Below are 20,356 nucleotides of genomic sequence, written 5' to 3' on the forward strand. Positions count from 1 at the left end.
TCGCGGCCGCCGTCATCTCGCCAACGCGCCTCCGCTCTGTCTGAAATAATGCACGCGGGCCGGGTCGCAGGATATCGCCACCATCGCGTCGGGCCTGATGTCGGGCTGGCCGCGCAGCATTGCTCTGAGCCGCACCTGCCCGGCTTCTATAGTCACCACGGTGTAACCGCCGAGCGGCTCGACCTCGAGCACCCGCGCCGGGCGGCCCTTGCCCGCTTCCGCCATCTCATTTTCTGCCCAGGGCCGTACCTTGATGTCTTCCGGCCGCAGCCCGATCTCGATCGCCTCGGCCGGCGCCTTGGCATCGACAATGCGGATTGTCCCTTCCGCAGCCTCGATCCCGCCCGCGCCGCGCACCGACGGCAGGATGTTCATCATCGGCGAGCCGAGCATGCGCGCCACATAGGCGCTGGCCGGCCGGTCATAGATCTCGGCCGGCGCGCCGATCTGCCTGATCCGGCCGTTCTCCAGGATGGCCATCCGGTCGGCGACCGACATCGCCTCTTCCTGATCATGCGTGACGTAGATCAGCGTCTTGCCGAGCTCGCGCTGGATGCGCTTCAGCTCGACGCGCGTCTCCTCTCGCAGCCTGGCATCGAGCGCCGAGATCGGATCGTCCATCAGATAGGCGGCCGGCTCGCGCACCAGGGCGCGCGCGATCGCCACGCGCTGCCGCTCGCCGCCGGAAAGCTGCGCCGGCGGCTTGTGCAGGATGTGGCCGATATGCAGCTTGGCGGCGACATCGGCGACGCGTCTCTTGATATCGGCTTCGGCGACCTTCCGCTCGACCAGCGGGAAGCGGACATTGTCACGTGCGCTCATATGCGGGAACAGCGCCAGGTTCTGGAACACCATGGCAACGTTGCGCTCGGCCGGCGAGACGCTGTTGACCGGCTTGCCGCCGATCAGGATCTCGCCTTGATCCGGCACTTCCAATCCGAGCACCAGCCGCAGGATCGTCGACTTGCCCGACAGCGGCGGGCCGAAGAAGCAGAAGAACTCGTTGTCGTTGACGGTGAACGAGGCGTCGTCGACGGCAAGCGTGGTGCCGTAGCGCTTCGTGACGTTGCGGAAAACGATATCGGCCATGTCTCAGCCCGCCCTCATCGCAAGGCCCGTGTCAGCATCGAAGATCCGCACCGACGAGGCCGGTGGGGCTACGACCGCAGTGTGCCCGACCGACAGCCCGACATCGTTTTCGAACACCGCCTTCACCGCGCTCTCGCCCTCACCGAGATGGACAATAGTGCGCGCGCCGATCCGTTCGACGAAGCTCACCGGCATCGACAGCCCGCGCTCGGCAAGCGCCACCTGCTCCGGCCGGAAGCCGTAGAACACCTCGCCCCGCGCGCGTCGCACCGATGCAGCGAGATCGTCTGGCAAGGGCGGTGTGACGCCCGATGACCCGAGATCGATGACCAGGCCACGGTCTCCTTCGATTGGCCAGCCCTTGAGCAGGTTCATGCCCGGCGCGCCGATGAAGCGGGCGACGAAAACATTGGCCGGATTGTTGTAGACCTCAAGCGGCGTGCCGACCTGCTGCAGCACGCCATGGTCCATAACCGCGATGCGGTCGGCCATGGTCATCGCCTCGAGCTGGTCATGCGTGACATAGACCATCGTCTGCCTGAACTGGCGCTGCAGCTGCTTGAGCTCGGTGCGCATCACAGCACGGAAGGCCGCGTCGACGTTGGACAGTGGCTCGTCGAGCAGGAAGATCGCCGGCTCCATGATCGCCGAGCGGCCGATCGCCACGCGCTGCAGGATGTTGACCGAGAGCCTGTCGGCCTTGCGGTCGAGCAATGGCGAAAGCTGCAGCATCTCGGCAATGGCGCCGACGCGTCGCTCGATCTCGGCCTTGGCGGCGCCGCGCATCCTCGGCCCGTAGGCAAGGTTCTGCCGCACCGTCATATGAGTGAAGATGGCATAGTTCTGGAAGACGAAACCGACGCCGCGCCGTCCCATCGGCACGCCGGCCATGTCGCGCTCGCCGAACAGGATCTTGCCGCTGGTCGGCTCCTCCATGCCGGCGATCATGTTCATCGTCGTCGACTTGCCGCAGCCGGAAGGTCCGAGCAGCGCCATGAACTCGCCATCGGCGATTTCGAGATCCATCGTCTTCAGCGCGATGAAGTCGCCGAATGTCTTGACCAGGTTCTGCAGATGGATCGCGCTCATGTCGTCACCTCCCGCGTCTTCGCCATGCGCTTCATGGCGTAGACCGCGACGATGGAAAGCACGATCAGGATGGCGAGAGCGATGGCCGCCACATAGCCCCAGATCAGGTCCTGGGTGGTAACCTTGTAGATGTAGACGGAGATCGTCTCGGTGGCGACGCCGGGGCCGCCGCCGGTCATGATGTAGAGCGTGTCGAAGATCTTGAAATTCTCGATCACACGGATCGCCAGCGCGATGATGATGATCGTCCTCATCTTCGGCAGCACGATGGTGGTGAAGCGCTGCCAGGCATTGGCGCCGAGCAGCGTCGCCGCCTTCATCTGGTCTTCCGGCACGCCGACCAGGCCGGCAAGCAGGATGAGGAACATCAGCGGCGTCCACTGCCAGATGTCGGCGATCATGACCGCGATCAGCGCCAGGTTCGGATCGGAAAGCCAGGCGATGGTCACAGGCGTGCCGATGATCCGCGACAGGATGTCGTTCACCGGGCCACCCGACTGGAACAGCATGAAGAACATGTAGCCCGCGACTGCTGGCACGACCATCATCGGCATCAAGAGGATCGAATAGAAGATGCGCTTGCCGGGAAAGTCGTCCGCGAACAGCGTCGCCAGCGCCAGGCCCAGCAGGAACTCCGCCGGCACGCAGACGACCATGACGATCGCCGTGCGCTGCAGGGCGCTCCAGAAGCGGGTGTCGGCCGCAAGGTCGGTGTAATTGGCAAAACTGTTCCACATCTCCCAGGCGTTCCACCAGCCGACGCCCGAAAGCGGCGACCAGTCGGTGACGCTGATGTAGAGCTGCATCAAGAGCGGGAAGGCCGAGATGAACAGCACCAGGATCTGCGCCGGCGAGGTCAGGCGGAAGCCCAGCCGCGCGCCCTCATCCCGCATGGCCGGCTTGGCGCGCGCGGTGCCCATCTCGTCCTCCGAAATCGTCGCGGTCGCCGCGCTCATTGCTTGAGCGCTCCGAAGGTCAGTCCGCGCACCAGGTGACGCTGGATGGCGATGCCCATGATCACCGGCGGCACCGCGGCGATCAGGCCGAGCGCGGCCTTGGCGCCATAGAGCTGCCCGGTCATCGAGGACGACAGCGACGCCATGTAGACCGGGATCGTCACCCATTCGCGCGTGGTGAGCAGCAGCGCGATCAGATAATCCGACCAGTTGAGGATGAAGACGAAGAGTGCCGCGCTCGCCAGTGGAGCGCGCATCATCGGCAGCGTGATGCGAATGAAGACCCGCAGCCGCGAGCAGCCCTCGACGAGTGCGGCCTCCTCGATCTCGCGCGGCATGTCGTCGAAGAAGGTCTTCATCAGCCAGAAGGCGAAGGGCAGCGTGACGATGCCGTAGATCAGCGCCAACCCCCACCATGTGTCGTTGAGGTTGAGGAATGCCCACATGATCATCACCGGGATCATGACGGCCATCGGCGGAAACAGCCTCAGCTGGATCAGCGCCAGCGGCAGGTTCTGGCCGGAGCCGAAGCGCGACAGGCCGTAGGCCGCGGCAGTCCCAGCCGACATGGCGATCGCGGTCCCGAACACTGCGGAGAGCAGCGACGACAGGATCGGCTTCAGCGCCGTGTGATCGAGCGCGACGATCAGGTCGTTGTTGGATTGACCGAAGATAAACTGGAAATTGGCAAGCGTGGGATGTTTCGGCCACCAGGTCAGGTCGGCACCGGTCGCCGACCACTCGCCGATCGGCTTGAAGGCCATCGACACCATCCACAGGACCGGCACCAGCGTCACCGCCATTGCCGCGAAGATCGCGGCGTAGCGGAATATCTCGAAGGGGACGGAACGCTTCATCTGGCTGCTTTGCTGGTGGCGTTGCTGGCGAAGGGGAGGAGCAGTCAGCCCCTCCCCTCCTTTTCTGATCCAGGGAGGTGGATCAGCTGATCGGATCGAGAACGGTGGGCCATGCCTCCTTGTTGGTCTTGATGGCTTCGTTGAGCTTGTCCTCGCCGATGCGCCGCGCAATCTTCTTCCACTCACGCTCGGTGTCGGCCATCGCCTGCTCCGGCGTCTTGGCCTTGGTCAGCGAGGCCATGAGGTTCTCGTCGAGCGCGTTATGGAAGGCCGTGGCGCCGGGATAGTTGATGGTCGGCACCGTGCGCGCCACCGTCTCGCGCACCACATCCATGTGGTAGGCGTGGTAGGTCTGGCGGACCAGCGGATCGGAGAAGTCCGAAAGCCTGAACGGATCGAGATAACCGCCGGGATTGGCGCTCATCCAGGCATAGATGCGAGCCGAGCCGAGCCACTGCAGCAGAAGGTAAGCGACCTCCGGATTCTTCGACTGCGACGAGACCATTCCGGTCAGCGAGAACCAGAGTACGGAGCGGCTGATCAGCTTGCCGTCGATCTCGCGTCCCGGCGGCAGCATCGAACCGATCTTGCCGGTGACGGCGGAGTCCTTGTTGCCGGCATTGTCGAGGAATTTCGGCAGGTTGGAGAAGGCGCAGGTCATCGCCGCCCCGCCCTTGGCGAAATTGCCATACTGCTCCGGCCAGCCCCACGAGATCGCGTCGGGCGAATGATGCGCCAGGGAATCGACGTATTCCTTGGTCGCTGCAATGCCGTGCTCGGAATTGACCAGCGGCTTGCCGTCGTCGCCGAACAGGAACTGGTTGGGCGAGGCCATCGAGACATAACGCTGGTACCAGTTGGTGTAGCCCCAGCCCTGGTTGCGCAGGTCGGTGGACCCGAACAGGCCCTTGTCCGGCCGTTGGAAGAAAGCCGCGATCTCGCCGTGCTGTTTCCAGGTCTTGGGCGGCGCCAGGTCGTAGCCGTACTTGGCCTTGAAGGCCTTCTGCTCGGCGGCATCGCCGAACAGGTCCGTGCGGTAGACCCAGGTCTGGAAGTCGCCATCCAGCGACACGCCATAGGTCGAGCCGCGATATTGGTTGAGCAGCGACACGCCCTTGGCGCCGTTGACGTAACCCTGCTTCGGATCGTCCCATTCCGGTCTGTGCTTGGCGACGAAGTCGTCGAGCTTGGCGATGCCGCCGGTTTCGGCGAGATCGCCGAGGCGGTTCCATTCGGTCGAGTAGATGTCGTAGGCCCCACCCTTGGTGGAGATGTCCTGCATCGTCTTGGTGAATTCCTGGCCGTTCGGCAGGCCGACGATCTCGATCGCGATGCCGGTTTCCTTCTCCCACAGATCCTTGATCGACGGCGCGCCGGCCGGGAAAGGCTTGGTCAACTGGCCGATCGAACCGTCGGACAGGCCGAGAACGATCTTTGCCGGCGCCTTGCCGGCCGCCTTCAGGGCCTTGGCCGCTTCGATGGCGCGGCCTTCCGGCGTGTCGGGGCCGTATTGATACCGCTCCGCGCCATCGAAGCCGGTCGGCCCGCCGATCATGCCGGGCGCCAGCGCATCCGCCGCGAAGGCGCGGCCGGGACGAATGAACTGCGGTGCAATACCGGTCGCGGCGACGAACACCGCGGCCTTTCCTCCGGACGCCAGCAGACGGCGCCGCGACATGCGGATCAATTGAGACATCGAATTCCTCCCTCGGGGCCTGTTCCTCCATGGCCCACGTGAGGGATATTGACGACAGTGCGTGAAGCCTGTCAACATCATAAATACTCAAAACACGTCATAAGAACGCAAATGAGGGAGAGAATGCAGTTCACCGAGCTTGCCACGCCACACCCATTGCTTGGATTTGAGGGGCTTTTGCATCGATCCGGCCGACTTTTCTGGATCTTCGCTGCCTTATGTAACGCGCCGGCTTGCTTACGGGCTAAGGGCGGTTACATCATTTCACATCAGAATCGCTGCTGCGGCTGAGCGGTTTTCCCGAACGGATTGGAAGCTTCCGTGATTTTGATGCTTGCGATGAGGTGCTCGACGTGCGGTCAACCCTGACAGACATAGCCCGGGAAGCCGGCGTTTCTCCGGCCACGGTCGACCGTGTGCTCAACAACCGGCCGGGGGTACGGGCCCGCACGCGCGAGATCGTCATCGAGATGGCGCAGCGCCTGGGCTATATCGCCGAAACCCCGAACGGCGCGCCGCAGCGAGTCGTGCCTGGACAGACGATCAGGCTCGACTTCGCGCTGCCGGCCGGCACCAACTCCTTCATCAAGCTGCTGCACCGGCACATCGAGGCGCAGGCATTGACGCGGCCCGATCTCGACGTGCGCGTAACAACGATCGAGGGCTTCAACCCCGACCGGCTCGCCCGCCTGCTGCAGGACCTGCATGGCCAGACGCAAGGGGTCGGCGTTATCGCGCTCGACCACCCGACGGTGCGCGAGGCGATCCGCTCGCTGTCGGCCAGCGACATCAAGGTCGTCACCATCGCCTCCGACATCCTGCATGTGCCGCGGGTCGCCTATATCGGCATCGACAATCGCGCCGCGGGCCGTCTGGCCGGCTACCTTCTCAACCGCTTCATGGGCGCCGGCCATCCGGGCAAGGTCGCGCTATTCGCCGGGTCGCTCGCCTATCGCGGCCATGAGGAGCGCGAGATGGGGTTCCGACATATCCTCGCGGAAGAATCCCCCAACCTTGAGATCGTCGAGATGCGCGAAATGCTCGACGACCGCGAAAAGGCCTATTCGGAGGCCTCCGCTCTGCTTGAGCGCCACCCGGACCTCGCCGCGATCTACAATGTCGGCGCCGGCAACACCGGCATCGCCCGCGCGCTCAAGGAACGCGGACGCGCGAAAGACATTCTGTTCCTCGGCCATGAGGTGACGGACGGCACCAAGGAGCTCCTGCTCGACGGCACGCTCGATGCCGTGATCGACCAGAACCCGCGTGTGGAGGCCAGGGAGGCGCTCAACATCCTGTCCCACTCCGTCAGGGGATTACCCTACGAGTTGCACCAGCCGAGGCTGCAGGTGATCTTCCGCGAGAGTATCCCGGAGATTTAGGCCTCTCTCAAACTCCCCCGATCTGCTAGTTCCTCGACACAGGATTTTGAAAGGTTGCGTTTGCCGGCGGGCACAATTTTTACTGCTCATTTTCCGTGAAATCAGCGCAAACGCCGGGGATTGGTTGAAGCCTCCCAACCTCGTCATTCCAGGGCGGAGCAGCCGCAAAGCGGCGTCGCGGAGACCCTGGAATCCATTCCGTGACCTAAGCTGTGGAACGCAACGGAGCAGAATTCTGCAGCACGGCAGCGCTCGGAAGTCACGGAATGGATCCTCGGGTCTACGCGTCCGCTTCGCTCCCGCTCCGCCCGTGGATGACGATGGTGGGGCGTTCCGTGCCAATCTCCAAGGCATGCCACGTTCACCGGTCGAGACTTCCATGCTGGAGAGCTATCTCAGGCCGCGATAAGCACCGTGCTGTCCGGCGACCAGCTGAGCATCACTGGTTCGCCTTCATTAAGCCTTTCGGCGCCGGTGTTCTGGACGATTACCTTCAGCGTCTGGCCGTCACGGTCGACAAAATAGGTGCTGTTGTTGCCGGCGAAGATGCGCTTTGAGACCTGCCCTTTGAGCGTGTTGGCATTGGATGGATCGGGCTTTGCCGCACCGGTCGAAATCCGGATGCGCTCGGGCCGAACCGCGCAGCTCGCCTTGGCGCCGGCCGGCACCGATGCGCCTGTCGAAGCCTCGATTGTCGTGCCGTCCGGCAGCTTTATCCCATTGCCGGTCGCATCGCCGCGAAAGATGTTGGCGTCGCCGAGGAAGGTCGCGGCGAACTCGCTTTGCGGCCTGTCGTAGATGTCCTCCGGCGGGCCTTCCTGCACCAGTCTTCCGTCGCGCAGGATGCCGATGCGGTCGCTCATCGTCAGCGCTTCTTCCTGATCGTGCGTGACGAAGATGGTGGTGATGCCGATCTCACGCTGGATACGCTTCAATTCGATCTGCATGTCGACGCGCAACGCCTTGTCGAGCGCGCCGAGCGGCTCATCGAGAAGGAGTACGCGCGGCTTGGTGACGATGGCGCGGGCAAGAGCCACGCGCTGGCGCTGGCCGCCGGAGAGCTGATGCGGCCGGCGGCCGCCGAGCTTGCCGAGTTGCACGAGGTCGAGCGCGCGCTGCACTTCCGTTGCGATCGTCGCCTTCGCCTCGCCGCGCACCGAAAGGCCGAAGGCGACATTGTCGGCGACGCTCATATTGGGAAACAGCGCATAGTTCTGGAACACCATGCCGATGCGCCGCTTCTCGACCGGCACGCGCTCCACGCTTTCGCCGCCGATGGCGATGCGGCCGGTGTCCGGAAAGTCGAAGCCGGCGATCTGCCTGAGCAGCGTGGTCTTACCGCTGCCCGACGGACCGAGCAGCGCGTAGAAGCCGCCGTCGGCGAAATCGATCGAGACATCGTCCAACGCCTTATGGGCGCCGAAACTGCGGGAGACGTTCGCTACCTGGACGCCGGCCATTATTTCTCTCCGCCGAATTTGAAGAAGCGTGCCGTGAGCAGCATGAGCGCCATGGATACGACAATGATGATCGTCGAGACCGCATTGATCTCGGGCGTGAAGCCTTTGCGGATCGCGGCATAGATTTCGACCGGCAGCGTCGTCTGGCCGGGCGTCGACAGGAAATACGAGACCACGAACTGGTCGAACGACACGGCAAACGCAAACAGCCCGCCGGCGATCAAGCCAGGCATGATCCATGGCAGCGTGACGCGCATGGTCACCTGCCACTGATTGGCGCCGAGCGAACGTGCCGCCTCCTCCAGCTCCGGCGCGAAGGTCTGCAGCCGGGCCGAGACGACGACGATCACATAAGGCAGCGCCAGCGCCACATGGCCGAGCAGGATGGCGACCAGCCCGCGGCCGATGCCGACACCGAAGAAGAAGATCAGCATCGCCGTGCCGGTGATCAGCCACGGAATGGCGATCGGCGGGAAGAGCAGCGCCTGCAGGAATTTCTTGCCGCGGAACTCGTAGCGATAGAGCGCGAGCGAGGCCATCGCGCCCAGCACCGTCGAGATGATCGTGGTGATGACGGCGATCTCGATGCTGTTCCAGGTCGCCGCGATCAGCTGGTCGTTCTGCCAGAGCGAAGCATACCAGTCCGTCGTCCACTCGAACGGCAATTGGTAGAAGGGCGATGTATTGAACGACATCAGCGCCATGATGATGATCGGCAGATAGAGGAAGGCGAGCAGCAGCACGATGTAGAAGCGCCCGAGCCATTCGAGGATGCGCGTCGTCGCCATCAGCCTGCCCTCCGCAAAACTGGAGCGGCCAGCGCCAGGATGATCAGGACGACGGCGAGCAGGATGAAGGACAGCGCCGCACCAAGCGGCCAGTTAAAGACGGCGACGAACTGGTCCTCGATCACGGTGCCGTAGAAGGTGCCCGTGCGGCCGCCGAGGATGCGTGGCTCCATGAAGGAGCCTACCACTGGCACGAAGATCAGCGCCGCGCCCGCGATCAGGCCCGGCATCGACAGCGGGATGATCACCCGCCACAGCACCTGCCGCCGCGAGGCGCCGAGCGAGCGCCCGGCTTCGATCAGCGAGTCGTCGATGGCCTGCAGCGTCAGGTAACAGGTGAGAACCATGTAAGGCACGTAGGAGTGCACCAGGCCGATGATGACGGCCGGGTAGGAATACATCAGATCGATGTTGATCTTGAACGGCAGCACGGCGTTGAGCGCCGTATCGAGGATGCCGCCTTCGCGCAGCACCATGGCCCATGAGAAGATGCGCACCAGCCCGTTCGACCAGAAGGGCAGGATGACGAGCAGGAAGATCGCCTCGCGGCTACGCCCTTTGAGCACCTTGGCCAGCACATAGGCTGCCGGGTAGCCGATGACGACGCACCACAGCGTCACCTCGAGCCCGAGACGCAGCGATGCGAGCAGCAGTTTCGAATAGAGGCTTTGCGAAAAGAAGGCCGCGTAGTTGCCGAGCGTGAACGACCACTCTTTGCCTGCCAGCGGCAGGTCGGTCATGAAGGAGAAGAAGACCATGGCCGACAGCGGCAGGAAGATCGCAACCGTCAGCCACAGATAGGCGGGCAGGAGAAGCGGCAGGGCGGGCCTCAATCCACGGCGCGAGCCGGCCGCAAGCTGGTCAGCCATTTTGCCTCTCCTCCCCAAGACGCCCGTTACTTCACGTTGACCTTCAACTCCTGCCACAGCGCCAAATACTTCTCGCGCTGCTCGTCGGTGATTGGCGCCTGGAACTGGATGCGCTTGGCAACCTCCGGATCACCCATTACCTTGCGGTTGAAGGCATCCTCGGGCAGTGCCTCGACCGCCTTGGTGTTGGCGGAGACAGGAGCGCCGACCTTGGTGACCCATTCGACATAGAACTTCGGATCGATCATGTAGTTGATGAAGGCCTCGGCGCCGGCGACGTTCTTGGAACCGACGGGGATCGAGAAGGCGTCGAGCCAGGCAACGGAACCTTCCTGCGGGATGACCAGCGAGACCGGCAGCTTGAAATGTGTCTTGGCGCGGTCGGCCGAGCCGCTCCAATAGGTGCCGATATCGATCTGGTTGGAAGCGACCATCTGGTTCCAGTCGTTCTCCGAGCTCCAGAAGGTCTTGATCTGCGGCATCAGCGAGGTGAGCTTCGCCTTGACCGCTTCCATATCCTTGATGTCGTTGATGTTCTGTCCGGAAGCCAGCGCGCCGAACTGCACCGCCTCGACGGCGTCGTCGCGGATGATGACGCGGCCCTTATGCGCCGGGTCCCACATCTCGGCGATGCTCGTCGGCGGCTTGTCGAACGACTTGTCATTGATGGCCAGCGCTGTCAGGCCCCACACCCACGGCACGCCAAAAACCTTGCCGTCGTGGTTGAGCATCGGCGAGCCGGCCTTGTCCTTGGCGATGTCGGCATAGTTGGAAAGCTTCGAGACATCGATCGGCTGGATCAGCTTGCCGGCCATCGCCTGGTCGTTGAAGGCGGCGTTGATCATGACGACGTCGTAGAGGCCCGGATTGGTCCGGATCTTGGTCAGCATCTCCTGTTCGGAGTTGAAGAAGTCGTTGACCACCTTGAAGCCGGTCGCCTTCTCGAAATTGGCGACCGCCCAGGGCTCGTCGGCGCCATAGCCTTTCCAGTTGAGCACATGCACTTCCTCGGCTGCTTGTGCTGCCAAAGGGAATGCACAAACCGTGAATGCTGAGACGAAGACGGCGGTCGCCGTCAAAAAAGCGGTCAGTCTGGGCATGCGCATGTTTTCTTCCTCTCATTGTTTGCCCGGTTGATGGGCTTGTTAAGTTGCAGTCGCTTCCTCTCGGCCATGCGCGGTCGTTGCTAGGCCGTGCTGGTTCAGGAATTCCTGGATCTCTTCATGGGTGGGCGCCGAAGAGCCGCCATGGCGGGTGACGGAAAGGGCCGCCGCGGCATTGGCGTAGCGGGCCGCCTCGCAGGGCGGCGTGCTCCGCGACAATGCGCTGATGAAGGCGCCGATATGCGTGTCGCCGGCCCCATTCGTGTCGACGGCTTCCACTTTGAAACCGGGCACCGCGCGAGTGCCGCCATCGGCTATCCGTACGAGGCAGCCATGCGCGCCGGCTCGGATGACGACGCCTTCGGCCCTGGGGCAGTGCTCGGCAAGCAATCGGATCGCGACGGTCTGGGCATCGCCGGCGCCGGCAATCTCGGCGGCCTCATTGGTGTTGCAGCTCAGCCAGGTCGTACGCGCCAGCACCCGGTCCAGGATTGACCGCGGAATGTAGGCGATCACCGGTGTCGGGTCGAAGACAAAAGCGATGTCGGCCGGCAGCGCCTCGATCCAGTCGGTAAGTACGTCACGGCTGCCGGGATAGCTCAGCGTGTAGCCCGAGGTGAAAACCCAGTCCCCCGCCATGATCGTGACAGGCTTCATCATGGCCGGCGTGAGTTGGCTCTCGGCCCCTGGCCACGAGACGAAGGTGCGTTCTGCGTCGCCGCTGATCATGGCGACGCAATTGCCGCTGTCCATCGAGGGCGACGGCGGCGTCAGCGTCTCGATGCCTTCGGCCGCGAAAGCGGCGCGCAGGAAGTCACCGTCCGGCCCGGTGCCGAGTTGGCCGCCGAACACCACCTTCATGCCGGTGCGGCTTGCCGCGACCATCATGTTGAAGCCGCCGCCGGCAACCCGTGCGTAGCTCGTCGCGGTCTTTTCCGTGCCCGCCGCCGGCAAGGCGTCGATGCGGTAGACATAGTCGACCACGGCGCTGCCGACATGGACAAGCCGTCCCCTCATGCCGCGTCCTCCTTGCCTGGACCGGTCTTGGAGTCGCGCGCGGCGACCAGATCGCCGGCCTGCGCGCGGACGTCCGCGATGTCGATGCCGTGCAGCCGGGCGATACGATCCTGCGGCAGGTTCGACAGGCCGGCACAGGCGCCGGCCATACAGGCGGCGATGGCGCCGATCGTGTCGGTGTCGCCGCCGAGATTGGCTGCGATGACGGCAGCCCGCCACGCATCGCCTTGCGCGACCTCCAGCACCGCGAATGCCGCCGGCACCGATTCCTGACTGGCGACACCGGTGCCGACAAGGTCGACGATCAGCTTGATCGCTTCTTTTTCGGCCTTGCCGCGAACAAGCGCCTGCGCCCAGAGAATGCGCGCGGCGACGTCGCCGCCGGTGACCCAATGGCCGAGCGCGGCGCCAAGTCTTGCCGCTGCGACCGCATGGCCGCAAGCCGCGCGCCAGTCGCCACCCGAGATACCGAGACTGACCGCGGCAGCCACGGCTGCAGCCGATGCAATGGCTATCGAGGTGTTGTGAGTGGCCCGGCAGGTTTGCGCCACCTTGGCGACGAGGGCATCGAGCGGCTCCGGCGGCATCATGATGCCGACCGGCGCGATGCGCATTGCGGCGCCATTGGTGTCGCCGCCACGGCCGGCATCCTCCGCGGGCACGCCGCTGTTGATGGCGTCGATGGCGCGCTTGGTCGACGGTCCGAGCAGATCGTAGCTGCCGCGAGCCTTGACGTCCCGCTCCCAGTCGAGCAGCGCGTTGACCCAGCGCGCATGGTCGAAACGCTCGCCGGACTCGACAAGGATGCGGCCAAGCAGCAGCGCCTGTTCGGTATCGTCGGTGATGGCACCGGCCGGCAGCCCTTTCGACACCGGGTGATCGGCGGCAGGCGCGACGAAATCCTCGACGTGACCGTAGAGCTCGGCGATGCGGGCCGGCGACAGAAGCTGTGTCGGCATGCCCAGCGCATCGCCAAGCGCCCCGCCGATCAGCGCGCCCATTGCCCGATCCATCGAGGCAGCGTCCGCCATGTTCAGAACTCCAGATGGAGCGCGAAATGCGCCGGATTGAGCAGGCTGGTGACGAATTCGATGGCACGTCCGTCGGCGGCGCGCGTCAGGCGGCGTGTGCGCAGGAAGGGCGTGCCGGGCGCACAATCGAGGATAGCGGCGTCGGCGGCGCTCAGCATCTCGATGTCCACCCATTCCTCACCGTGGTCTGGGACCAGCCCTGCCCCGCGCAAAGTCTGGTGCAGCGAGCCTTCGCGCAGACCCCGCAACGGCACCTCTTCCAACTCCGGCGACAGCGGCAGGCGGCTGCGCTCGATCGAGATGGCGTGGCCGTCGTCGGCATTGGTGCGGGCGCGGTCGACGGCGATGAAGGACGAACTCCCGGCTCCGAGCCTGGCCGCCAGTTCCGCGTCCTCGATGATCTCGAGCCGCAATGTGCGGGTCTCGGCATTGGCGCCCGCATTGGCAAGCGCGCGCGACCAGCCGATCGCGTCATCAACCGGCATGCCGTCGAAGGTGACGAACGATCCGATGCCGACCTTGGTTGTGATGAGCCCCCGGCTCAACAGTTCTTCGAGCCCTTTGCGGACGGTGTTGCGGCTGACGGAGAAGCGCTGGACGAGCTCGTTCTCGCTCTGCAGGCGGTCGCCGAAGCCGAGCAGGCCGGAGCGTATCTCATGCTCCAGAACCGTCGCGATCTGCTCGGGCTTGCCCGTGCCGGGAGTGAGATGCATCGCGCGACGGGCCATATCGATACCTGTTCAGTGAACCTGTATAATCCTGTTCATTAGCGTATCTGAAATGAAGCGTCAACGGCCTTCCGCCTGACGACCGGTTGGGCGTTAAACGAAGAAGAATTCCTCGACGCGCTGCTTGGCCTTCCGCAGCACCGGCAGGATGTCGCGCTCCATCGCCTCGACCGAGAAACGCGCCGACTGCGTCGAGACGTTGATGGCGGCGACGGTGCGGCCGGCGCGATCTATGATCGGAACCGCGATCGAGCGCAGGCCTAGCTCCAACTCCTCGTCGACGATGGCAAAACCATCCACCCTCGCCTTGTCGATGGCCTTGCCGAGCGCGGCGCGGCCGGTGATCGTCTTCTGCGTGCGCCGCTCGATGGTCGCCTGCGCCAGGAAGCTCTTCAATTCATCCGCCGCCAAGCCGGAAAGCAGCACCCGTCCCATCGAGGTGCAGTAGGCCGGCAGCCTTGTGCCGACATCGAGCGCCACGCTCAGGATGCGCCGGCCGGGAATGCGCGCGACATAGACGACGTCCTCGCCCGACAGCACAGCCGCATTGCAGGCTTCGTCGAATTGCCCCGCCACTTCGCGCATGATCGGCGCCGCGAAGGTCCACAGCGAAGCACCGCCGAGCCAGGTCCGCGCGACGGTCAGCAAGCGCGGCGACAGCGAAAACAGCCGGCCGGATTGCGTCGCGTAGCCCGTGGCAACCAATGTCAGCAGAAAGCGTCGAGCGCCGGCGCGGGTCAGGCCAGCTTTCTCGGCCATCTCGGTCAGCGTCATGCCGCCCGGATGGTGGGAGAGGATTTCCATCACTGCCAGGCCGCGTTCCAGCGAGCCGACATGGTCTCGCGATATTGCTTCGTCTTCCACGGCCGTTCCTAGCTAACGTTGACTCTGCCCGGGCTGTCGGGATAGAAATATCCCATAGAAAACTTGCGTTCGCAATGCGAACTTTTTTCTGGATCTCCGGAGCGTTCCACGATGGTCGAGTTCCTGCCGCTGAAAGAGGCGGTCGCACAGAATCTGCATGACGGCGATACGGTCGCTTTCGAGGGCTTCACCCACCTGATCCCGACCGCTGCCGCGCATGAGGCGATCCGCCAGGGCTTTCGCGACCTGACGCTGATCCGCATGACGCCCGACCTGATCTACGACCAGATGATCGGCATGGGCATGGCGAGGAAGATCGTCTTCTCCTATGTCGGCAACCCGGGCGTCGGCCTGCTCAGGCGCGCCCGCGATGCCATCGAGAGCGGCTTTCCGCGCGCCGTCGAGATCGAGGAGCACAGCCACGCCGGCATGGCCAACGCCTATGAGGCGGGTGCGGCCGGCCTGCCCTGCGCGGTGTTTCGTGGCTATCGCGGCACCGGCCTTGCCTCGGTCAATCCGAACATCAAATCCGTTACTTGCCCCTTCACCGGCGAGGTGCTGGCGGCAGTCCCTTCGATCCGGCCCGATGTTACCTTCATCCATGCGCAGAAGGCCGACAAAAAAGGCAATGTGCTGGTCGAGGGCATCATCGGCATCCAGAAGGAGGCTGTTCTTGCGGCAAAGCGAGCCGTGGTGACGGTCGAGGAAGTGGTCGACAATTTCGACGACCTCCACCCCAACCTCACCGTGCTGCCGAACTGGACCATCGCGGCGATTTCGGTGGTGCCCGGCGGCTCGCACCCCTCCTACACGCATGGCTATTACGAGCGCGACAACGCCGCCTATCTCGAATGGGACGAGATCGCTGCCGACCGCGACCGCTTCCAGGCATGGATCCAGAAGAACGTCATCGAGAGCAGCGCGGACGACTTTGCCGGTCGCGTCGAGCATCTGAGGAAGGCCGCATGAGCGACGCGAAGGATATGGGCTTCAGCCCGAACGAGATGATGACGATCGCGGCCAGCCGCGCCTTGAAAAGCGACGATGTCTGCTTCGTCGGCATCGGCGCGCCATCGGCCGCCTGCAACGTCGCGCGGCTCACCCATGCGCCCGACATCACGCTGATCTACGAAAGCGGCACCATCGGCACCGCGCCCGACGTGCTGCCGCTGTCGATCGGCGACGGCGAATTGTGCGAGACGGCGGTCACCACCGTCGCGGTGCCGGAGATGTTCCGCTACTGGCTGCAGGGCGGCCGCATCTCGATTGGCTTCCTGGGCGCGGCGCAGCTCGACAAGTTCGGCAACATCAACACCACCGTCATCGGCGACTATGCGCATCCCAGGACGCGGCTGCCCGGCGGCGGCGGCGCGCCGGAGATCGCCACCTCGTCACGAGAGGTCTACATCACCATGTCCCAGTCGAAGCGTGGCATGGTCGAGAAGATCGATTTCTTCACCTCCTTCGGCCATGGCGAAGGCGGCGACCATCGCAAGCGCCTCGGCATCGACACCGCCGGCCCGACGCTTTTGATCACCGACCTCGCCATCTGGAAGCCGGACGCGATCACCAAGGAATTCACAGTCGTGTCGCTGCATCCGGGCGTCAGCCGCGAGCAGGTGCAGGAAACCTGTGGCTGGACGGTCAAGTTCGCGGAGGCCCTTGACGAGACGCCGGCGCCGACGGAACTCGAGCTGAAGACATTGCGCGACCTGCAGGCCCGCACCAGGGCGGCGCATCAAGGGACCGCCAAAGGGAAAGCTGCTTAGATGACCGAAGCCTTCATCTGCGATTACGTCCGCACGCCCATCGGCCGCTTCGGCGGCTCGTTGTCCTCCGTCCGCGCCGACGACCTTGCGGCGGTCCCGCTGAGGGCGCTCATGGAGCGCAACGCCGGCGTCGACTGGGCGGCGGTCGATGATGTCGTCTATGGCTGCGCCAACCAGGCGGGCGAGGACAATCGCAACGTGGCGCGCATGGCGCTGCTGCTCGCCGGCCTCCCGCAGGACATTCCGGGTTCGACGGTCAACCGTCTGTGCGGTTCGGGTATGGACGCCGCCACCATCGCCGCGCGCGCCATCAAATCGGGCGAAGCCGAGTTGATGATTGCCGGCGGTGTCGAGTCGATGAGCCGCGCGCCCTTCGTCATGCCGAAGGCCGACGCTGCCTTCTCACGCAACGCCGAGATCTACGACACCACCATCGGCTGGCGTTTCATCAACCCGCTGATGAAGAAGCAGTATGGCGTCGATTCCATGCCGGAGACCGGCGAAAACGTCGCCGAGGATTTTTCCGTCAGCAGAACCGATCAGGATGCTTTCGCCGTACGCAGCCAGGACAAGGCGGTGGCCGCGCAAGCCGGTGGCCGGCTGGCGAAAGAGATCACGCCGGTGAGCATCCCGCAGAAGAAGGGCGAGGCCATCGTCGTCTCGAAGGATGAGCACCCCCGTGCCGGCACCACCGTCGAAGCCCTGACCAAACTGCCGACGCCGTTCCGCCAGGGCGGCACGGTAACCGCCGGCAACGCCTCCGGCGTCAATGACGGCGCCGCCGCACTGATCATTTCCTCCGAAGCGGCGGCAAGGAAGCATGGCCTGACGCCGATCGCCCGTATCCTCGGCGGTGCCGTCGCAGGCGTTGCGCCGCGCATCATGGGCATCGGCCCGGCGCCGGCCACGAAGAAGCTTTGCGCCCGTCTCGGCCTGACGCCGGAGCAATTCGATGTGATCGAACTCAATGAAGCCTTCGCCTCGCAAGGCATTGCGGTGCTGCGCCAGCTCGGCATCGCCGAGGACGCCGCGCACGTCAATCCAAACGGCGGCGCGATCGCGCTCGGGCATCCGCTCGGCATGTCGGGCGCGCGCATCACCGGCACGGCGGCGTTCGAGCTGCGCGAGGGAGGCGGACGCTACGCGCTTGCCACGATGTGCATCGGCGTCGGCCAGGGCATAGCGATCGCGCTTGAGCGGGTTTGAAATCGATAGGCACACGCCAGGGTGTGCCGAGATTCAGGTCAGGCCGAGTCGAAAATGGCAGGTTCCGAGAACCGGAGCGGAGCGTGCTTAACGCACGTGAGCACCGGAAGCGCAGGAACCTGCCGTTTGCAGGCCGGCCTCACCTGAATATCGGCATACCCTAGTAAGGCAGCCCGACGTAGTTCTCCGCCAGTGCGGTCGATGCAGCTTTCGAATGCACGAGGTAATCGAGCTCGGCTTCCTGGATGCGCTGACCGAACTCGCCCGTCTCGGGAAACCGGTGCAGCATCGTCGTCATCCACCAGGAAAAGCGCACCGCTTTCCACACCCGCGCCAACGCTTTGGCTGAGTAAGCGTCGAGCCCGGCTTGCGACCTGTCGGAAAAGAATTCGCGAAGCCCGGCAAACAGATAGCGCACGTCGCTGGCGGCGAGGTTGAGGCCCTTGGCGCCGGTTGGCGGCACGATGTGAGCGGCGTCGCCGACCAGGAACAGCCGGCCGAAGCGCATCGGCTCGGCGACGAAGGAACGCAGCGGCGCGATCGACTTCTCGAAGGATGGACCGATGGTGACGGCCGCCGCCGTCTGCGGCGGCAAGCGGCGGCGCAACTCATCCCAGAAACGATCGTCAGACCAGACCTCGACGCGCTCGTCGGCCGGAACCTGCACATAGTAGCGGCTGCGCTGCGGCGAACGCATCGAGCAGAGCGCAAAGCCACGCTCGTGATTGGCATAAATCAGCTCATGGTCGGCCGGCGGCACTTCCGCCAGCACGCCCAGCCAGCCGAACGGATATTGCCGCTCGAAACTCTTCAGCGCGCCTTCCGGCACCGATCGGCGGCTGACGCCGTGGTAGCCGTCGCAGCCGGCAATGACGTCGCAACCGATGCGGTGCGTCACCCCGTCCCTGTCGTCGTAGGTGACAAAGGGGAACGCGCCATCGAAATCATGCAGCGCGACATTCGACGTCTCGAAGACGGTCACGAGCCCTGACGCCTCGCGCTTCTGCATCAAATCGAGCGTCACCTCCGTCTGGCCATAGACGGTCACATGCTTGCCGCCGGTGAGTGCGGTCATGTCGATGCGGTGCGCACGGCCGTCGAAGGCAAGCGAGATGCCGGCATGCTGCAGGCCCTGGGCATGCAGCCTGTCCGCAGCGCCCGCTTCGCCGAGAAGGTCGACGGTACCCTGTTCGAGCACGCCGGCGCGCACGCGCCCGAGAACATGCGCGCGGCTCGACCGCTCGAGAATGATCGTCTCGACGCCAATGCCGGCAAGCAACTGGCCGAGCAGCAGGCCGGATGGCCCCGACCCAATGATAGCGACCTGCGTGCGCATTAGATCCCTTCACACTGTCGTTTTCCCAAAAAACCGCTGCGCGCTTTTGGGCGACATGCGTTAGTGTCCAACACTTTCAATCTGCGCGACAAGCTCCGCGGCAAGCCGGAGCGCCGCCGCTGTCGCCACGACCATCTGCGGCAGGATTAGCCATTCCAGCGTCCATGCCGCGCCCGAGCGTTCCTGCTCGTGCACCAGCGCCTGATGCATCCCGGAGAGCTGCACGGCATTGAAGCGCGCCAGCGCCGCCAGCGCTTCGGCCTTCACCGGATTCTGCTTGTGCGGCATGGCCGACGAGCCGCCAGCACCGGACAGCTTGATGTCGGAGCCCATCTGCGCCATCAGCGCAACATCCAGCCCGAACTTGCCGAGGCTGCCGGTCACCAGCGACAGCCAGGAGGCTAACTCGGCGAGCGCGTCACGCTGACTATGCCATTGCGGCGCGTCGGCAAGACCGAGCTTCGCGGCAAGCGCGGCGCGCACGGCGGCGGCCTTGTCGCCGAGCTTTTCCAGCGTGCCTGCGGCACCGCCGAGTTGCAGTACCAGTAGCCGGCCCGACACCTCAGCAAGCCGTTCCTGGTGACGCTCAAGCGGCGCTCGCCACGACACGATCCGATCCCGCGCCGTTATCGGAATCGCCGGCTGCATGCGCGTCATCGCCATGAGCTCACGCTCCCCGAACTCCAGTTCAAGGCCGATGAGGCGAACGATGTTCTCGCCGAGCAGCAGGCCGATATGATCGATCACCTGTCGCAGCCGCAGCACCAGCGAGGTGTCGATGACATCCTGGCTGGTGGCGCCGAAATGCACGTATGCATCGTGCGGCCCGCCGACGGCGGTTTTGATTTGCCGCACCAATTCCGCCACAACCGTGCCGTCTTTTGCAACACCGGCCCGCAGCTTCGCCGTGTCCGGCCGGAACGCAGCCAGCGCTGCCACGATCGCCGCCTCGGCATCGCGCGGGATGACGCCGAACCCGGCTTCCGCCTCGGCCAATGCCCGCTCGAAACCGAGCATAGCCGCGATGTCGGCTTCCACCGAAAAATGCCGCGCTGCCTCTTCGTCGCCGAGCAGGCCGGAAAGCAGCGGATGATCGAAGGGTGAAACGGTCATGCC

The 20,356-nt window shown here is 64.5% G+C and carries 19 protein-coding genes; 4 read left to right on the forward strand and 15 right to left on the reverse strand.

What is annotated here, in order from left to right:
• Positions 1–12 precede the first annotated feature (12 nt).
• The 5 genes from RFM68_RS03380 to RFM68_RS03400 form a co-directional block, all read right to left on the reverse strand.
• The gene (locus RFM68_RS03380) at positions 13–1,089 is read right to left on the reverse strand and encodes an ABC transporter ATP-binding protein (RefSeq protein WP_320231239.1); all 1,077 of its coding nucleotides are present in this window, start codon (positions 1,087–1,089) and stop codon (positions 13–15) included.
• Between the two features lie 3 nt (positions 1,090–1,092).
• Positions 1,093–2,178 carry an ABC transporter ATP-binding protein gene (locus tag RFM68_RS03385; RefSeq protein ID WP_320231240.1) on the reverse strand — a complete coding sequence of 362 codons (1,086 nt, stop codon included), beginning with the start codon at positions 2,176–2,178 and terminating at the stop codon, positions 1,093–1,095.
• Complete coding sequence (locus RFM68_RS03390; RefSeq protein ID WP_320231241.1) at positions 2,175–3,134, reverse strand: carbohydrate ABC transporter permease; 960 nt, start codon at positions 3,132–3,134, stop codon at positions 2,175–2,177. Before RFM68_RS03390 ends, RFM68_RS03385 begins: the two co-directional genes overlap by 4 nt.
• Positions 3,131–3,991: a carbohydrate ABC transporter permease gene (locus tag RFM68_RS03395; protein WP_320231242.1), complete on the reverse strand. Its 861-nt coding sequence runs from the start codon at positions 3,989–3,991 to the stop codon at positions 3,131–3,133. The genes RFM68_RS03390 and RFM68_RS03395 overlap by 4 nt, the downstream gene beginning before the upstream one ends.
• Positions 3,992–4,073: 82 nt before the next feature.
• On the reverse strand, positions 4,074–5,687 hold the full coding sequence (locus RFM68_RS03400) for an extracellular solute-binding protein (RefSeq protein WP_320231243.1): 1,614 nt from the start codon (positions 5,685–5,687) through the stop codon (positions 4,074–4,076).
• Positions 5,688–6,040: 353 nt separating this feature from the next.
• On the opposite strand from RFM68_RS03400, the gene RFM68_RS03405 reads away from it, so the two are divergent.
• A complete protein-coding gene (locus tag RFM68_RS03405) occupies positions 6,041–7,069 on the forward strand; it encodes a LacI family DNA-binding transcriptional regulator (protein WP_320231244.1) in 1,029 nt (342 codons plus the stop codon).
• A gap of 395 nt (positions 7,070–7,464) precedes the next feature.
• Here the strand turns inward: RFM68_RS03405 and RFM68_RS03410 are convergent, their stop codons facing one another.
• The 8 genes from RFM68_RS03410 to RFM68_RS03445 all read right to left on the reverse strand — a co-directional run bounded on the left by RFM68_RS03410 (position 7,465) and on the right by RFM68_RS03445 (position 14,929).
• Complete coding sequence (locus RFM68_RS03410; protein WP_320231245.1) at positions 7,465–8,529, reverse strand: ABC transporter ATP-binding protein; 1,065 nt, start codon at positions 8,527–8,529, stop codon at positions 7,465–7,467.
• A complete protein-coding gene (locus RFM68_RS03415; protein WP_320231246.1) occupies positions 8,529–9,317 on the reverse strand; it encodes an ABC transporter permease in 789 nt (262 codons plus the stop codon). The genes RFM68_RS03410 and RFM68_RS03415 overlap by 1 nt, the downstream gene beginning before the upstream one ends.
• The gene (locus tag RFM68_RS03420; protein ID WP_320231247.1) at positions 9,317–10,186 is read right to left on the reverse strand and encodes an ABC transporter permease; all 870 of its coding nucleotides are present in this window, start codon (positions 10,184–10,186) and stop codon (positions 9,317–9,319) included. The genes RFM68_RS03415 and RFM68_RS03420 overlap by 1 nt, the downstream gene beginning before the upstream one ends.
• A 26-nt stretch (positions 10,187–10,212) precedes the next feature.
• Entirely contained in the window at positions 10,213–11,292 is a 1,080-nt protein-coding gene (locus RFM68_RS03425) for an ABC transporter substrate-binding protein (RefSeq protein WP_320231248.1), read from the reverse strand.
• Between the two features lie 39 nt (positions 11,293–11,331).
• Entirely contained in the window at positions 11,332–12,306 is a 975-nt protein-coding gene (locus tag RFM68_RS03430) for a PfkB family carbohydrate kinase (RefSeq protein WP_320231249.1), read from the reverse strand.
• On the reverse strand, positions 12,303–13,337 hold the full coding sequence (locus RFM68_RS03435; protein ID WP_320231250.1) for an ADP-ribosylglycohydrolase family protein: 1,035 nt from the start codon (positions 13,335–13,337) through the stop codon (positions 12,303–12,305). Before RFM68_RS03435 ends, RFM68_RS03430 begins: the two co-directional genes overlap by 4 nt.
• A gap of 2 nt (positions 13,338–13,339) precedes the next feature.
• Positions 13,340–14,065 (reverse strand): GntR family transcriptional regulator, encoded by a 726-nt coding sequence (locus RFM68_RS03440; protein ID WP_320231251.1) that lies wholly within the window; start codon positions 14,063–14,065, stop codon positions 13,340–13,342.
• A gap of 93 nt (positions 14,066–14,158) precedes the next feature.
• Positions 14,159–14,929, reverse strand: coding sequence for an IclR family transcriptional regulator domain-containing protein (locus RFM68_RS03445; protein ID WP_320231252.1), 771 nt, complete (start codon positions 14,927–14,929; stop codon positions 14,159–14,161).
• Between the two features lie 111 nt (positions 14,930–15,040).
• Between RFM68_RS03445 and RFM68_RS03450 the strand changes: the two genes are divergently transcribed.
• Genes RFM68_RS03450 through pcaF form a run of 3 tightly spaced genes read left to right on the forward strand, consistent with a single transcriptional unit; the run spans position 15,041 to position 17,904 of the window.
• On the forward strand, positions 15,041–15,898 hold the full coding sequence (locus RFM68_RS03450; protein ID WP_320231253.1) for a CoA transferase subunit A: 858 nt from the start codon (positions 15,041–15,043) through the stop codon (positions 15,896–15,898).
• Positions 15,895–16,698 carry a CoA-transferase subunit beta gene (locus RFM68_RS03455; protein ID WP_320231254.1) on the forward strand — a complete coding sequence of 268 codons (804 nt, stop codon included), beginning with the start codon at positions 15,895–15,897 and terminating at the stop codon, positions 16,696–16,698. The genes RFM68_RS03450 and RFM68_RS03455 overlap by 4 nt, the downstream gene beginning before the upstream one ends.
• Positions 16,699–17,904 (forward strand): 3-oxoadipyl-CoA thiolase, encoded by a 1,206-nt coding sequence (gene pcaF / locus RFM68_RS03460; RefSeq protein ID WP_320231255.1) that lies wholly within the window; start codon positions 16,699–16,701, stop codon positions 17,902–17,904.
• A gap of 160 nt (positions 17,905–18,064) precedes the next feature.
• Here the strand turns inward: pcaF and pobA are convergent, their stop codons facing one another.
• Both pobA and RFM68_RS03470 read right to left on the reverse strand, forming a co-directional pair.
• Entirely contained in the window at positions 18,065–19,240 is a 1,176-nt protein-coding gene (gene pobA, locus RFM68_RS03465) for a 4-hydroxybenzoate 3-monooxygenase (RefSeq protein WP_320231256.1), read from the reverse strand.
• Positions 19,241–19,300: 60 nt separating this feature from the next.
• Positions 19,301–20,353, reverse strand: coding sequence for a 3-carboxy-cis,cis-muconate cycloisomerase (locus RFM68_RS03470; RefSeq protein ID WP_320231257.1), 1,053 nt, complete (start codon positions 20,351–20,353; stop codon positions 19,301–19,303).
• Positions 20,354–20,356: the final 3 nt, after the last annotated feature.

Origin of the sequence: Mesorhizobium montanum, from assembly GCF_033977145.1 — a bacterium.
Classification (GTDB): domain Bacteria; phylum Pseudomonadota; class Alphaproteobacteria; order Rhizobiales; family Rhizobiaceae; genus Mesorhizobium; species Mesorhizobium montanum.

Excerpts from the sequence above, each read along its gene's own strand:
- RFM68_RS03385 (WP_320231240.1), bottom strand. The coding sequence starts at position 2,178 with ATGAGCGCGATCCATCTGCAGAACCTGGTCAAGACATTCGGCGACTTC.
- RFM68_RS03395 (WP_320231242.1), bottom strand. The coding sequence starts at position 3,991 with ATGAAGCGTTCCGTCCCCTTCGAGATATTCCGCTACGCCGCGATCTTC.
- RFM68_RS03410 (WP_320231245.1), bottom strand. The coding sequence starts at position 8,529 with ATGGCCGGCGTCCAGGTAGCGAACGTCTCCCGCAGTTTCGGCGCCCAT.
- pobA (WP_320231256.1), bottom strand. The coding sequence starts at position 19,240 with ATGCGCACGCAGGTCGCTATCATTGGGTCGGGGCCATCCGGCCTGCTG.
- RFM68_RS03450 (WP_320231253.1), top strand. The coding sequence starts at position 15,041 with ATGGTCGAGTTCCTGCCGCTGAAAGAGGCGGTCGCACAGAATCTGCAT.
- pcaF (WP_320231255.1), top strand. The coding sequence starts at position 16,699 with ATGACCGAAGCCTTCATCTGCGATTACGTCCGCACGCCCATCGGCCGC.
- RFM68_RS03440 (WP_320231251.1), bottom strand. The coding sequence starts at position 14,065 with ATGGCCCGTCGCGCGATGCATCTCACTCCCGGCACGGGCAAGCCCGAG.
- RFM68_RS03425 (WP_320231248.1), bottom strand. The coding sequence starts at position 11,292 with ATGCGCATGCCCAGACTGACCGCTTTTTTGACGGCGACCGCCGTCTTC.
- RFM68_RS03455 (WP_320231254.1), top strand. The coding sequence starts at position 15,895 with ATGAGCGACGCGAAGGATATGGGCTTCAGCCCGAACGAGATGATGACG.
- RFM68_RS03400 (WP_320231243.1), bottom strand. The coding sequence starts at position 5,687 with ATGTCTCAATTGATCCGCATGTCGCGGCGCCGTCTGCTGGCGTCCGGA.
- RFM68_RS03415 (WP_320231246.1), bottom strand. The coding sequence starts at position 9,317 with ATGGCGACGACGCGCATCCTCGAATGGCTCGGGCGCTTCTACATCGTG.
- RFM68_RS03380 (WP_320231239.1), bottom strand. The coding sequence starts at position 1,089 with ATGGCCGATATCGTTTTCCGCAACGTCACGAAGCGCTACGGCACCACG.
- RFM68_RS03390 (WP_320231241.1), bottom strand. The coding sequence starts at position 3,134 with ATGAGCGCGGCGACCGCGACGATTTCGGAGGACGAGATGGGCACCGCG.
- RFM68_RS03430 (WP_320231249.1), bottom strand. The coding sequence starts at position 12,306 with ATGAGGGGACGGCTTGTCCATGTCGGCAGCGCCGTGGTCGACTATGTC.
- RFM68_RS03420 (WP_320231247.1), bottom strand. The coding sequence starts at position 10,186 with ATGGCTGACCAGCTTGCGGCCGGCTCGCGCCGTGGATTGAGGCCCGCC.
- RFM68_RS03435 (WP_320231250.1), bottom strand. The coding sequence starts at position 13,337 with ATGGCGGACGCTGCCTCGATGGATCGGGCAATGGGCGCGCTGATCGGC.
- RFM68_RS03470 (WP_320231257.1), bottom strand. The coding sequence starts at position 20,353 with ATGACCGTTTCACCCTTCGATCATCCGCTGCTTTCCGGCCTGCTCGGC.